The following is a 13,694-nucleotide window of genomic DNA, read 5'->3' on the forward strand; positions in this document are numbered from 1 at the left end:
TTCTTTCGCCGGGTGGGTCAGGCCGATATACATAAGAACATGTCCCGATAAAAGCGGCGGCGATGCCGGCCGCGCCCAGCAGGAAACCGGATCATGCGTCCCGTCACCATCCTCGAGGTCAGCCCGCGCGACGGGCTCCAGAACGAGAAGGTCGCCTTCTCCACCGGACAGAAACTGGAGCTGATCGACCGGGCCATCGCGGCGGGCGCGCGGCGCATCGAGGTGGCCAGCTTCGTGCACCCGGGCAAGGTGCCGCAAATGGCGGATGCGGAAGCCGTGGTCGCCGGCCTGCCGGACCGCAAGGACGTGCAGTATATCGGCCTGATCCTCAACAAGCGCGGCTACCTGAGGGCGCTGGCGACGCGGGCCGGCGACGCGCGCGGCGTCGATCAGGTGGGCTTCGTCACGGCCGCCTCCGACATTTTCGGCACCCGCAACCAGGGCCAGACGGCCGACGAGACCGTGGCCGAGGGGCTGGACATCCTGCGGCTGGCGCGGCGCGACGGGATCAGCGCCCAGGTCACCATCTCGGTCGCCTTCGGCTGCCCGTTCGAGGGCGAGGTGGACATGGGCCGGGTGATCGACATGGCGCGCCGCCTGGCCGAGGCCGAACCGGCCGAGATCGCGCTGGCCGACACCATCGGCGTCGCCATACCGCCGCAGGTCACCGACCTGCTAGGCCGGCTGAAGGAGGCGGTGCCGCACATTCCCACGCGGGTGCACTTCCACGACACGCGCCATACCGGCGTCGCCAACGCGTGGGCCGCCTACCAGGGCGGCGCCGACGTCATCGACGCCAGCATGGCGGGACTGGGCGGCTGTCCGTTCGCGCCCAACGCCACCGGCAACGTGGCGACCGAGGACGTGGTCTACATGCTGACGCGCGCCGGAGTCGCGACCGGCATGGATCTGGACGCGCTGATCGGCGGCGCGGCCTGGCTGGAAGGTATCCTGGGCCGCCGCGCGCCCAGCGCCGTCAGCCATGCGGGTGGTTTTCCCGCACGCGCAAGCGCCTGATCCCACTCAACCCTTGCAACAGGGGCACGGGCGTAAGAGAACTGTCCCGGGGGCAACCATACCGGGCCGATCCATGAAACGCTTGCTGACAGGAACCGCTACATCGCTTGTGGCCGGCCTGTTGGCGTTCGGCGCGGCGCAGGCGCAGATGCCCGACGTGCCGCCCGTGGGCAGCGCCAAGATCGAGGATTTCGGGCAGTGGCGCTCGCCCTATTTCTTCTTCCGCATGGACCGCTCGACCCAGATGGAGATGCCCGAGCTGACGGTGCAGACCGCCATCGAGGATTCCCGGCGGGCGCTGCTGGTGGTCAGCTTCTATTATGATGGCGGCCGCTATTCGAACTATCAGCAGGCGCTGCTGCGCCGCATCCTGTTCTACCTGTCCAGCCAGTTGAAGACCTACGAGGTGCGGCTGCTCGAGGTGATGGTCGCCTCGGCCGATGGCCGGCCGGTCTACGACAAGGAACTGTTCAAATATTACGCCAGCAACACGCTGGGCGAGTATGGCGGCACCATCGGCGGCAAGCCCGTGATGCCCTATGGCCAGGTCTATCTGGCGGGCGAGCTGGTCTATGACTTCTCGGTGATGTGGGAAGCGCGCGACGACGATCAGGTGGCCGAGAACGCCCGGGCGATCCAGTCATCCATGCTGAGGATCGCCAACGAGGCCAAGGACAATCCGCCGCCGCCCGAGCCGGAACCCGACCCCGCCGCCGGCGTGCGCGAGCCCGATCTGCCGGTCGAGGCGCCGGAGATCATCGAACGCGAGGTGATCGGCCCGCCCCTGCCCCGCCGCGCGCCGCCGCCGCAGGCGGCACCCGCTCCCGCGCGGCAGCCGGCGCCAGAGCCCGCGCCGGAGCCAGTAAAGGAAGCGCCGCCGGTATCGCCGGAAACAAAACCCGAGGCCGCCTCGCCGCCCGCGAGGACAGCCCCCGAGCCGGCGCCCGCGACGGTCCGGCCGTCGGAACCGGAGCCGGTCATCGTCCGGCAGCCGCCGACCACGCCCGCCGCCGAGAAAGCGCCCACAGCCCCGGCAAAGCCGGAACCAAAGCCCGAACCGGCACCCGCGCCTGAAGTCGCGCCGCCCACCGAACCGGCGGCACCGGCGGCACAGCCCGAGGCCCAGGTCCCTACACCCAAATCCACGCCGGAACCGGAGGCCGCGCCCTCGGCGATCGCGCCTGCCCCGATCAAGGTGCCGATGATCCAGCCGGAATCGCTGCGCCGCGCTCAGAACACGGCGCCGGCGCCTGCCGCAACGCCGGCGGCCGAACCGGCCGCGCCGCCACCAGCGGCGTCCCAGCCGGAGCGCCCGGCACCGGCGGCACCTACGCCCGAAGCCGAGCCGAAACCGGCAGCGGCCCCGCCCCCGGCAGCAACGCCAGCGCCATCACCGGTCGTGGTGCCCATGATCCAGCCGGAATCCCGGATACCGCCGACACGCCGTAAATCCGTGCTGCCCTTCGAGGTGATCGAAGACCCGGCACCGCCCGACACCACCAACGAGGCGGAGTCGTCCGACCTGGAGCCGCGCCTGCCCGAGGGACCGCAGGCCGTCGAGCCGCCGCCAGAGTAGTCTGCGGCTCAGTCCTGTTTCACCTTGCCCGACCGGCTGGCGGCGAACTTGCCGCGGTCGATGGACGCGCGGATCACCGGAATGTCCGCGTCGGCCAGCGGCGCCATCCAGCGCTTGCGCCGCAGCGCCGCCTCGATATAGGGCGCGAGCCGCTCGTCCTTGGCCTTCTCCCGCGCGTCGGCCTTGTCCTTGAACTCCGGCAGGATCTCGCGGGCGAACAGCTCCATTGAGTCGACGATCTCGCCATGGGGATTGCGGCCGGCCTGCTGCAGCAGCACGACCTGGTCGACGCCCGCCTTCTCGAATTCCTTCAGGTGCCGGCGGACGTCGTCCGGCGTGCCGATGCCCGAGGAATATTGCGGATCGAGCGCCGCCGTGCGCACGATCTGCTCGGTCTTGTCCCCGCGCGCCGCATGGAAATCGCGCCACAGCTGCGTGCGGCCGGGCACCGTGTCCTTGGTCACCAGCGAGCCCAGCGCATAGCTGAAGAATTCGAACCCGTCCTGGCCGCGCCGGATCGCCTCCGACCGGTCGGGATGCACGGAGAAGCTGGAGACCATGGCGATGTTCGCGTTGACCACATGGCCCACCGGCACGCAGGCCTCGCTCATGATGGTGCCGTAATAGATGTCGGCCCAGTGCCTGGCCTCTTCGGGATCGACGAAGGCGAAAGCCAGCGCGCCGACGCCCAGGCTGGCCGCGACCCGGATGGTGTCGCGGTTGGAGCAGGCCATCCAGATCGGCGGGTGCGGCTTCTGCAGCGGCTTGGGAATGACGTTCCGGCACGGCATGGAGAAGTATTTTCCCTCGTAGCCGGGATAGGGATTCATGGTCATCATGTTGGCCACCTGTTCGATGGCGTCGATGGCCATGGCGCGCTTTTCCTTGGCCGGAATGTTGTAGCCGTGCAGCTCCATCCGCGTCGCGCCCTCGCCGAAGCCCAGCTGAGCCCGGCCATTGGAGATCAGGTCGAGCATGGACACCACTTCAGCGGTGCGCGCCGGATGATTGTAGTTGGGGATCACCTGGCGGATGCCGTGCCCCAGCCGGATCCGCCGCGTCCGCGCCGCAGCCGCCGCCAGGAAAGTCTCCGGCGCCGAGCAGTGGGAATACTCGTCGAGAAAGTGATGCTCGACCGCCCAGGCGTAGTCGATCCCCAGACGGTCGGCCAATTCGATCTGGTCGAGCGCCTCATGCACCAGCCGGTGCTCGTCATCCTCGGTCCAGGGTTTCGGCAGCTGTAATTCGTAGAAAACGCCAAACCGCATGACTGATCTCCCCTGACTTCCCCACCGAAAGCCTACACGCGGACTCCGGAGTCAGCCATGCCCCAATTCTCCATGACGCCGGGCACCAGATCGAATGCCGGGCGTTCAGGCGAGCGGAGGGTCCAGCATGACGACGGAAGCAGCCACCATCGATACGTTCATCAAATCCGGTAAGCCCCAACGCCGTCCCTGGCGCCGGCACTTGTGGCATGCGGCGCTATTGCTCGGGCTGGCGTCCATGTGGGGCTCGTCCTTTCTGATGGTGGATGCCGCGCTGAAGGATTTCACCCCGCTCGCCACCACCGCGGGCCGGCTGGCCATCGCGGCGGGTTTCTTCACCATCGCCCTCTTCATCCGCCGCCGGCAGGTGGAGAAGAAGAAACGCGCCTGGGGGCTGATGATCGGCATGGCACTGCTGGGCAACCTGATCCCCTTTTTCCTGATCAACTGGGGCCAGCAGTCGGTGGAAACCGGCACGGCCGCGATCCTGATGGGCGTCGTGCCGCTCGTGACCGCCGTCCTTGCCCAAGTGCTGGTCCGCGGCGAGCGCTTTCACCTCTGGAAGGGGATCGGCATCGCCATCGGCTTCGCCGGCGTCGTGGTGCTGTTCGGCGGGCCGCAGATCTCCGGCGGCCGCGAGATGATGCTGGGCGCGGGCGCGATCCTGATCGCAGCGCTCGGCTATGCCTGCGGCAACATCCTTGCGGAAAAGGTCAGCGACTATCATTCGCTGGCGATCGGCTTCGGCGTGATGTGGATCGCGACCCTCGTCGCCGTGCCCATCTGGTTCGTCACCGATGGCGCCGTGCCGCAGTCACCTTCGTTGCAGGCCATCGGCGCGGTGGTCGCGCTGGGCATCTTCTGCACGGCGATCCCGACCCTGCTGGTGATCTATCTGGTGCGCAGCGCCGGGCCGACCTTCGCGTCATTCACCAACTATCTGGTGCCCGTGATCGGCGTCGCTTTGGGCATCGTCTTCCTGCACGAGCCGCTGACCATGAACGCCATCATCGCGCTGGGGCTGATCATCGGCGGCATCGTCATCGGTCAGATCGGCGGCCGGCGCGGCAAGAAAACGGCCTGAATGAACGCGGGCACGCTGGAGGACCGGCGCCGCCATCCGGAACGACGCTTCTGGATCGGTCTGGGGCGCGCCTTCGGCGGCGCGATCCTGTTCTCGCTGCCCATGTTCATGACCATGGAGATGTGGTGGCTCGGCTTCCACATGGACCGGGAAAGGCTCGCGATCTTCCTGATTGCCGGCATCCCCTTGCTCGTGGGCCTGTCGCACTATATCGGCTTCGAGGATACATTTGGCTGGGTCGATGATCTCGTCGATGCGTTCGTCGCCTATGCCGTCGGCTTCGTCGGAGCCGCGATCATGATGGTCTTCTTCTCGGTCATCGAGCCGGGAATGTCGCTGAGCGAAATCGTGGGCAAGATCTCGGTACAGGCCTTGCCCGGCGCCATCGGCGCGCTGCTCGCGCAAAATTTTTTCGCCGGCGAGGGCGAGGACGAACAGATCGAGACCCGCGACAAGAGCTATGCCGGCCACCTGTTCATCATGATGCTGGGTAGCCTGTTTCTCGCCTTCAACATCGCGCCGACGGAAGAGATGGTGCTCATCAGCTACCAGATGTCGAAATGGCATGCCGTCGCCCTGGCCATCCTGTCGCTGGCGCTGATGCACGCCTTCGCCTACGCGCTCGGCTTCAGCGGACAACAGGCGCGGCGGCCATCGGACACGCCGTTCTGGAGCCTGTTCATCCGGTTCACGGCGGCGGGATACGCCGTCGCGCTGCTGGTCAGCCTGTATGCGTTGTGGATATTCGGGCGTACCGATGGGGTCGGGCCGGAAGCCGTGCTGATGGCGACCGTGGTCCTGGGCTTCCCGGCGGCCATGGGCGCGGCCGCCGCCCGCCTGATCCTCTAAGCGAGAGGCCACCATGGCGAAGCCGGACAAGTCCTCCACGGCGAACGAGGCCAGGAGAATTCCCAGATCGGAATGGGCGGTGGCGCTACTGGGGCTGACCATGGTGATCGGCGTCATCGCCTATCTGGTCACCATAGCCCTGACCGACAAGGACACACCGCCTGACATTACCCTGAAGGCCGTCGATATCCGACCGACCAGCGGCGGCTATCTGGTTCGGGTCGAGGCACTAAATCATGGGGGCCAGGCCGCGGCGGATGTAAAGATCGACGCCACGCTGAAACGCGGCGAGGACGTGATCGAAAGACGCGAGATCAGCTTCGATTTTCTCCCGACGCGCTCAAAGCGCGTCGGCGGGGTGATCTTCAGCCAGGACCCCGCCACTCACGGGCTGGAATTGCAGGTCCTCTCCCACCGCGAACCATGACGGCGTGAGAAAAGAAAAACCCCATCCCGCCAGATGGAGGGATGAGGTTTTCATACTTTACAGAGGATTATTCGCCCGCGAGCAGCGCCTTGTTGCTCTCGACCACGGCCTTCAGCTCTTCCTGCTGCTGATAGACGTCGCCGCCCGAGTTGCGGAACACGGTGGCCATGTCGTCCATGCCCTTGGCGGCATAATCGCGCACTTCCTGCGTGATCTTCATGGAGCAGAATTTCGGCCCGCACATGGAGCAGAAATGCGCCACCTTGTGCGCTTCCTTGGGCAGCGTCTGGTCGTGGAACAGGCGCGCCGTCTCCGGATCCAGCGACAGGTTGAACTGGTCCTCCCAGCGGAACTCGAAGCGGGCGCGGCTGAGCGCGTCGTCATGCGCCTGCGCGGCCGGATGGCCCTTCGCCAGATCGGCCGCGTGGGCGGCGATCTTGTAGGTGATCACGCCCACCTTCACGTCGTTGCGGTCGGGCAGGCCCAGATGCTCCTTCGGCGTCACGTAGCAGAGCATGGCGGTGCCGAACCAGCCGATCATGGCGGCGCCGATGCCGCTGGTGATGTGGTCGTAGCCCGGTGCCACGTCCGTGGTCAGCGGCCCGAGGGTGTAGAACGGCGCTTCGCCGCATTCCTTCAGCTGCTTGTCCATGTTGATCTTGATCTTGTGCATCGGAACGTGGCCGGGGCCTTCGATCATCACCTGGCAGCCATGCTTCCAGGCGATCTGAGTCAGCTCGCCCAGCGTCTCCAGCTCGGCGAACTGGGCGGCGTCGTTGGCGTCGGCGATGGAGCCGGGGCGCAGGCCGTCGCCCAGCGAGAAGCTGACGTCATAGGCGCGCATGATCTCGCAGATTTCCTCGAAATGCTCGTAGAGGAAACTCTCCTTGTGGTGCGACAGGCACCATTTGGCCATGATCGAGCCGCCGCGGCTGACGATGCCGGTGACGCGCTTGGCGGTCAGGGGCACATAGTGAAGCCGGACGCCGGCGTGGATGGTGAAATAGTCGACGCCCTGCTCGGCCTGCTCGATCAGCGTGTCGCGGAACACCTCCCAGGTCAGGTCCTCGGCGACGCCATTGACCTTCTCCAGCGCCTGGTAGATCGGCACGGTGCCGATCGGGATCGGCGCGTTGCGGATGATCCATTCGCGGATATTGTGGATGTTGCGCCCCGTCGATAGGTCCATGACCGTGTCGCCGCCCCAGCGGATCGACCACACCATCTTGTCCACCTCGTCGGCCACCGACGACGTCACCGCCGAGTTGCCGATGTTGGCGTTGATCTTCACCAGGAAGTTGCGCCCGATGATCATCGGCTCGGCTTCCGGATGGTTGATGTTCGCCGGAATGATCGCCCGGCCGCGCGCGATCTCGCTGCGCACGAACTCCGGCGTGATGTAGTCAGGGATTTCAGCGCCGAAGGATTCGCCGTCGCGCAGCATGGCCTCGCGCGCCTGTTCGCGGCCGAGGTTCTCGCGGATGGCGACGTATTCCATCTCCTTGGTGATGATGCCGGCGCGGGCGAATTCCAGCTGGGTCACCATGGCATTGCCCACCGCGCGCAGCGGCCGGCGCAGGTTCGGGAACTCGGACACCAGGTTCTTGCCCGTCGCGCCGCCATTGTCCTCGGGACGCACATGGCGGCCCTCATATTCCTCGACGCCGCCGCGCTCGAGCACCCACGGCGTGCGCAGCCGCTCCAGGCCTTCATAGATGTTGATATTGACCGCCGGGTCCGAATACGGGCCGGACGTGTCGTACAGCTTCACCGGCGGCTCCTTCGCCGTCTCGTGCAGCGCCACTTCGCGCATCGGAACGCGCAGGCTGCCGTCGGCGCCGCCAGGCACGTAGATCTTCCGCGAACCGGGTATGGGTCCCGTCGTGACGGAGATTTTCGGGGCTTCGCTAATGTCGTTCATGATCGGACTCCGCGCTCGATGTGGGTCATGTGGCGGGAAATGGAGTATCCGGAACGCTCCTTCCCTTCGCCGGCATGACCCGGATCAGGTTCAAAGGGTTTGCGCGGATCCGCCCCGCGTCCTCTCAGCCCTATGGGCACCCCTGGAGCGCCCACTATGGGTTAAGGCGGCCTCATGCGTCAACCGGGTGTTGGCTCTTACCTTTCCGCGCCCGCGCATTGTAGAAAGGGGATCAGGGCAACAAGGGGGCGAGGATGACCGCATCGGCACAAGCGACACGTCGGTGGCCATGGCCGGTCGCGGTCCTGTTCTGGCTCGCCTTCAGCGCGTTCCTGCTGGCGGGGAAAGCCGGGCCGGTCTCGCAGCTGGTTCTGCCCGACGCCGACGATTATGTCCGCCTGGTGCAGGTCGAGCAGTGGCTGGACGGCGGCGGCTTCCGGGATGTCGGCCTGCCGCGCCTTGATCCGCCCGCCGGCGTGGTCATGCACTGGTCGAGGCTGCCGGACCTGCCGATCGCCGCAGTGATCCTGGCCGTCGAGCCGTTCAGCGACCGGCAGACCGCCGTGACCGCCGCCCTGCTGGTGGTCCCTGCCCTGTACATGCTCGGTTTCCTGCTGCTGGTGACGGCGATCTCCGCCCGTCTGTTCGGGCCGGGACCCGCGCTGCTGGCGCCGCTGCTGGCCATCTTCGCCGTGCCCGCCATCGGCGCCTTCATGCCGGGCCGCATCGACCATCACAATATCCAGGTCCTACTCGCCCTGGTCATGCTGGACGCCGCGACGCGGCTCTACGCCGGGCAAGGCCGGCGCTGGGCGATCGTCATGGGCGCGGCTGGCGGTCTTGCCATCGCCATCGGCGCCGAGGCCTTGCCCCAGATCCTGGCCTGCTATGCGGCGCTGGGGCTGGGATGGATCCTGGGCCGGCCGGCCATGCTGAGGGCCGGACTGCTGATGTCGACGACCCTGGCCGCGACTGCCTCGGGCATCCTCGTCCTCGCCGTCGCGCGCAATTCATATTTCGCCGCCGCCTGTGACAGCCTGTCGCTGGTCTATGTGGTCGCGACCGGGCTGGCGGCGGCGGTCTGGGCCATCCTGTGGGCGCTCGACCGGTTCCTGACGACCGCGGCGGCCAGAGCGCTGGTGGCGGCGGTGCTGGCGGCTGGCGCGCTCGCCATTCTGCTCGCCGCCTATCCGGCCTGCGCGGGCGGGCCTTATGGCGCGCTGCCGCAGGAGTTGAAGGAGTCCTGGCTGGCCAGTGTCGACGAGGCGCAAAGCGCGCTGCATCTGGCGCGCAAGGACATGACCCGACTCAACATCCATTTACTCCTGCCGGTCATCGCGCTTGTCGGCCTCTCCCTGGGCGCATGGCGGCACCGCGACAATCCGGTCTGGCTGCCGCTGCTGGTGTTCACCGGCGTGACGCTGGCGATCGCGATCCTGCAGATCCGGGCGACGACCGCCGCGAACGCCATCGCGATCATCGGCGCGGTCCATGCCTATGCCGCGCTTTATGACGGCGTCAGGCGGCGCGCGCGCGCGTTGCCCCATTTGGCTGCGAGCGCCGTCGTCATCGCGCTGCTGCCTCTGTCCATCTTTGCCGCCACCGGTGGGCTGAGCGAGCGAGCCGCCCAGACAGAACGCAGGGCCGTCGCCTGCGGCCTGCCGCAATCCCTCGCCGTCCTCGACACATTACCGCCCGGCGCGGTGATGGCGCCGGCCAATCTGGGCGCCATCATTCTCGCTCACACCCGGCACGCGGTCTTTGCCGCCCACTACCACCGGGACGTGGACGGCTTGCTCGCGGCCCAGCGTGTGTTCGAAGCGGCGTCGCCCGACGTCGCGCTGGCCGAGATCCGCCGGAAAAAGGCGGATTATGTGGTCGTCTGCCTGGGCAAAGGACCGTATGGCCTGAAGGCGCCGAATGCGGACAGCTTCGCCGGCAGCCTTGTGGCCGGCGCCGCGCCGTCCTGGCTATCCCGCGTTCCGGATGACAAGCTGGAAATATTCCGCGTGATGCCCTGAGCGAACGCGTGCTCAGCCGCGACGCGGCCTCGAGCACGGTGTGATCAGGCCTTCTCCGGGAACAGGGCGGCAAGCCCTTCCCGGCTGGCGGCGGCGATGCCCCGCTCGGTGATCAGGCCGGTGACCAGCCGGGCCGGCGTCACGTCGAAGGCGTCGTTGCGGATCGGCGTGTCGCCCGGCGCGATGGACACGGTGACGATCTCGCCCCACTTCGTCCGGCCGGTGATCTGCGACAATTCGTGGGCGCCGCGCTGCTCGATGGGAATGGCGAACCCGTCCGCCAGCGTCCAGTCGATGGTGGTCGACGGCAGCGCCACGTAGAACGGCACGCCATTGTCCCGCGCGGCCAGCGCCTTCAGATAGGTGCCGATCTTGTTGGCCACGTCGCCGGTCGCGGTCGTGCGGTCGGTGCCGACCAAGCACAGATCCACCAGGCCGTGCTGCATCAGATGGCCGCCCGCGTTGTCGGCGATCAGCGTGTGCGGCACGCCGTGCTGGCCCAGCTCCCACGCGGTGAGCGCCGCGCCCTGGTTGCGCGGCCGCGTCTCGTCGACCCACACATGCACGGGAATGCCGGCCTCGTGCGCCATGTAGATCGGCGCGGTCGCCGTGCCCCAGTCGACGCAGGCCAGCCAGCCGGCGTTGCAATGGGTCAGCACGTTGACCGGCTCGCCCGGTTTGCGGGCGGCGGCCTCCTCGATCAGCTTCAGGCCGTGGACGCCGATGGACCGGCAGATTTCCACGTCGGCCTCGCAGATTTCGGCGGCGCGGGCATAGGCCGCCTCGATCCGCTGGCCGCGCGGCTGGGTGTACAGCGCGCCCAGCATCTCCTCGACCGCCCAGCGCAGGTTCACCGCCGTCGGCCGCGTGCCCAGCAGCCGGTCGCAGGCATGGCCCAGCGCCACGTCGCTGGGGTCCATGCGCATGGCGAGGCACACGCCATAGGCCGCCGTCGCGCCGATCAGCGGCGCGCCGCGCACCAGCATGTTTTCGATGGCCCGCGCGGCTTCCTCGACCGTGCGCAAAGTCACCGCCTCATACCGGTGCGGCAGCCGCGTCTGGTCGATGATGCCCACGCTCCAGCCGTCCGGATTGACCCAGATCGGGCGCTGCGCTTCTCCGCCCACCTTCATGACGTTCCCCCAGCCTGTCTGCCGTATCCCGCATAGCGGGCCAGCGCTTCGTCCATTTCCGCCTCGCTCAGCAGCACGGGCGTGCCGGTCTGGCGGGCGATGCAATATTGCCGCGCCAGCGCCTCGACCTCGACGGCCAGCGACAAGGCGCGCGCCATGGTGGTCTCGCACACGATCATGCCGTGATTGGCCAGCAGGCACGCCTTGCGGCCCTCCAGCGCGACCAGCATGGCGGCGGACAGCGCGGCGCTGCCATAGACCGCGTAACCGGCGCAGCGGATGTCCGGCCCGCCCGCGGCGGCCACCATGTAGTGAAAGCACGGAATGCCCTCGCGCAGGCAGGCCAGCGCCGTCGCGTAGGGCGGATGAGCATGCAGCACCGCGTTCATGTCCGGCCGCGCGCGGTAGATGTCGCAATGCATGCGCCATTCGCTCGACGGCGCTAGGGTGCCGTGCGCCTGCCCGTCCAGCGTCACATAGACCATGTCGGCCGGCGTCAGCGTCTCGTAGCGCAGGCCCGTCGGCGTCACCAGGAAGCCGTCCAGCCAGCGCGCCGAGCCATTGCCCGACGTGCCGTGATTGACGCCGAGCGCCGTCATGGCAAGGCACGCGTCGATGACGGATTGGCCGATGGAATGGCGGTCGCTGGCGGTCATCTCGTTGTCGGTCGTCGGCGGGAAATGGTCGGAGAGGTACTACACGTTACCGGGGATTTCGCAACCTCCGCGCGGCCTCTACGCCATCAATGTCAGGACATTGCCGGACGGATCTCGGAAATAGGCCAGCGTGCCGCCCCAGGGCTGCGGCTCGGGCGGGCCGTTGAAGGGCACGCCCCGCGCCGTCAGGTCGCCATACACCGCGTCCATGTCCTCGACCGCGATGGAGACGCCGACGAACCGGCCGGGCGTGCCGCCCAGCAGCGCTTCCTCGCCCGCCGTCGTGACGATGAACTGCACCGGCTCGACCACCACGCCGAACGCGCCCACCTCGGCCATCTCCCACGCCAGCTCGAGGCCGAGCGTGTCCACGTAGAACGCGCGGGCCGCCGCGTAGTCGTCGACTAGGATCTGAATGCCATACACTTTCATCGCGGTTCCCTTCGCTGCCGGATCATCGGCGCGGACCCTAGCACAGCCCGCTAGCGCTCGCGCGAGTCCATCCAGATGGTGAACGGGCCGTCATTGACCAGGCTGACCTTCATGGACGCGGCGAAGCGCCCGGTTCGGACCGGCACGCCCTCGCCTTCCAGCAGCACGCAGAATCCCTCATAGAGCGCCTTCGCCGCCTCGGGCGCCGCGGCGCGCGAGAAACCGGGCCGGTTGCCCTTGCGCCAGTCCGCCGCCAGGGTGAACTGGCTGACCACCAGCGCCGCGCCCTTCACGTCCAGCACCGACAGATTGGTCTTGCCCGCGTCGTCGGCGAACAGGCGCATGCGCGCGATCTTGCCGGCGATGTAGCGGGCATCCGCCTCGGTATCGCCGTGTTCGGCGCACAGCAGGATCACAAGGCCCGCGCCGATGGCGCCGACCTCCTCGCCCTCCACCGACACGGCGGCTTCCGTCACCCGTTGCAGCAGTGCCCGCATCGCTTCCTCTGGTCTTGCGCCCCCATCGGCGCTATCTGTGTTCGTACCCCTTGGATGCCGTCAGGACAATGACATGAAAGCCGCCATCGTACCCGTCACCCCGTTCGCGCAGAACAGCACCGTGTTGTGGTGCGAGAAGACCATGCGCGGCGCCGTCAGCGATCCGGGCGGCGACCTGGACCGCATCCTGGCGGTGGCCGAGGAAAATGGCGTCACCATCGAGAAGATCCTGATCACCCATGCCCATCTGGATCACGCCGGCGCCACGGCCGACCTGGCCGAGAAACTGGACATCCCGATCGAGGGCCCGCACCGCAAGGACCAGTTCCTGATCGACCAGCTGCCCCAGTCGGCCGAACGCTACAAATTCCCCAAGGCCCGCACCTTCGTGCCGACCCGCTGGCTGGACGACGGCGACACCGTGACCGTGGGCGAGGAAGTACTGAAGGTGGTGCACTGCCCCGGCCACACCCCCGGCCATGTGGTGTTCATCAGCGAGACCGGCCGCATCGCCATCGTCGGCGACGTGCTGTTCCAGGGCTCCATCGGCCGCACCGACCTGCCCCAGGGCAACTACCAGCACCTGATCGACGCCATCACCGGCAAGCTGTGGCCCTTCGGCGACGACATCACCTTCGTCCCCGGCCACGGCGGCACCTCGACCTTCGGCAACGAGCGCAAGTGGAACCCGTTCGTGTCGGACTTCGCCATTAGCATGAATTCCGGGCAGGGCGTTTAGCGCGGGGGTAGGGTTTTGGGGTCTGTAAACACGCCCTAATGCGGACATTGGTTGTTCGGCGGCCATGCGCCCAT

Annotated in this window: 13 protein-coding genes and 1 riboswitch; of the genes, 7 read left to right on the forward strand and 6 right to left on the reverse strand. The window is 67.5% G+C overall.

Annotation, left to right across the window (positions count from 1 at the left end; translation table 11 throughout):
* Positions 1 to 93 precede the first annotated feature (93 nt).
* Positions 94 to 1,017 (forward strand): hydroxymethylglutaryl-CoA lyase, encoded by a 924-nt coding sequence (locus WJU17_RS05245; protein WP_346326281.1) that lies wholly within the window; start codon positions 94 to 96, stop codon positions 1,015 to 1,017.
* Positions 1,018 to 1,090: 73 nt separating this feature from the next.
* Positions 1,091 to 2,593 carry a hypothetical protein gene (locus tag WJU17_RS05250; protein ID WP_346326282.1) on the forward strand — a complete coding sequence of 501 codons (1,503 nt, stop codon included), beginning with the start codon at positions 1,091 to 1,093 and terminating at the stop codon, positions 2,591 to 2,593.
* A gap of 8 nt (positions 2,594 to 2,601) precedes the next feature.
* On the opposite strand, the gene WJU17_RS05255 is transcribed toward WJU17_RS05250, so the two are convergent.
* Complete coding sequence (locus tag WJU17_RS05255) at positions 2,602 to 3,861, reverse strand: LLM class flavin-dependent oxidoreductase (RefSeq protein WP_346326283.1); 1,260 nt, start codon at positions 3,859 to 3,861, stop codon at positions 2,602 to 2,604.
* 127 nt (positions 3,862 to 3,988) lie between these two features.
* Between WJU17_RS05255 and WJU17_RS05260 the strand changes: the two genes are divergently transcribed.
* From WJU17_RS05260 to WJU17_RS05270, 3 genes are read left to right on the forward strand one after another with little or no spacing between them, the layout of a single operon-like run.
* Positions 3,989 to 4,945, forward strand: a complete 957-nt coding sequence (locus WJU17_RS05260) for a DMT family transporter (protein WP_346326284.1) — start codon at positions 3,989 to 3,991, stop codon at positions 4,943 to 4,945.
* On the forward strand, positions 4,946 to 5,794 hold the full coding sequence (locus tag WJU17_RS05265; RefSeq protein WP_346326285.1) for a TIGR02587 family membrane protein: 849 nt from the start codon (positions 4,946 to 4,948) through the stop codon (positions 5,792 to 5,794). It abuts the gene before it with no gap.
* A gap of 13 nt (positions 5,795 to 5,807) precedes the next feature.
* Complete coding sequence (locus WJU17_RS05270; RefSeq protein ID WP_346326286.1) at positions 5,808 to 6,221, forward strand: TIGR02588 family protein; 414 nt, start codon at positions 5,808 to 5,810, stop codon at positions 6,219 to 6,221.
* Positions 6,222 to 6,288: 67 nt separating this feature from the next.
* On the opposite strand, the gene thiC is transcribed toward WJU17_RS05270, so the two are convergent.
* Positions 6,289 to 8,142, reverse strand: coding sequence for a phosphomethylpyrimidine synthase ThiC (gene thiC, locus WJU17_RS05275; protein WP_346326287.1), 1,854 nt, complete (start codon positions 8,140 to 8,142; stop codon positions 6,289 to 6,291).
* A gap of 43 nt (positions 8,143 to 8,185) precedes the next feature.
* Positions 8,186 to 8,296, reverse strand: a riboswitch (TPP riboswitch).
* A 100-nt stretch (positions 8,297 to 8,396) separates the two neighbouring features.
* Here thiC and WJU17_RS05280 point away from each other — a divergent pair.
* Positions 8,397 to 10,163, forward strand: a complete 1,767-nt coding sequence (locus WJU17_RS05280; protein WP_346326288.1) for a hypothetical protein — start codon at positions 8,397 to 8,399, stop codon at positions 10,161 to 10,163.
* 44 nt (positions 10,164 to 10,207) lie between these two features.
* Here the strand turns inward: WJU17_RS05280 and mtnA are convergent, their stop codons facing one another.
* From mtnA to dtd, 4 genes are all read right to left on the reverse strand, one after another.
* Positions 10,208 to 11,296 (reverse strand): S-methyl-5-thioribose-1-phosphate isomerase, encoded by a 1,089-nt coding sequence (gene mtnA, locus WJU17_RS05285; RefSeq protein ID WP_346326289.1) that lies wholly within the window; start codon positions 11,294 to 11,296, stop codon positions 10,208 to 10,210.
* Positions 11,293 to 11,952, reverse strand: coding sequence for a class II aldolase/adducin family protein (locus tag WJU17_RS05290; RefSeq protein WP_346326290.1), 660 nt, complete (start codon positions 11,950 to 11,952; stop codon positions 11,293 to 11,295). Before WJU17_RS05290 ends, mtnA begins: the two co-directional genes overlap by 4 nt.
* 78 nt (positions 11,953 to 12,030) lie before the next feature.
* Positions 12,031 to 12,384 carry a VOC family protein gene (locus WJU17_RS05295; protein WP_346326291.1) on the reverse strand — a complete coding sequence of 118 codons (354 nt, stop codon included), beginning with the start codon at positions 12,382 to 12,384 and terminating at the stop codon, positions 12,031 to 12,033.
* 50 nt (positions 12,385 to 12,434) lie between these two features.
* Complete coding sequence (gene dtd, locus WJU17_RS05300) at positions 12,435 to 12,881, reverse strand: D-aminoacyl-tRNA deacylase (RefSeq protein ID WP_346326292.1); 447 nt, start codon at positions 12,879 to 12,881, stop codon at positions 12,435 to 12,437.
* Between the two features lie 73 nt (positions 12,882 to 12,954).
* Here dtd and WJU17_RS05305 point away from each other — a divergent pair, with 73 nt between their 5' ends.
* Positions 12,955 to 13,620 (forward strand): MBL fold metallo-hydrolase, encoded by a 666-nt coding sequence (locus tag WJU17_RS05305; RefSeq protein ID WP_346326293.1) that lies wholly within the window; start codon positions 12,955 to 12,957, stop codon positions 13,618 to 13,620.
* Positions 13,621 to 13,694 lie beyond the last annotated feature (74 nt).

Origin of the sequence: Iodidimonas sp. SYSU 1G8 (assembly GCF_039655775.1) — a bacterium.
Lineage (GTDB): Bacteria > Pseudomonadota > Alphaproteobacteria > SMXS01 > SMXS01 > RI-34.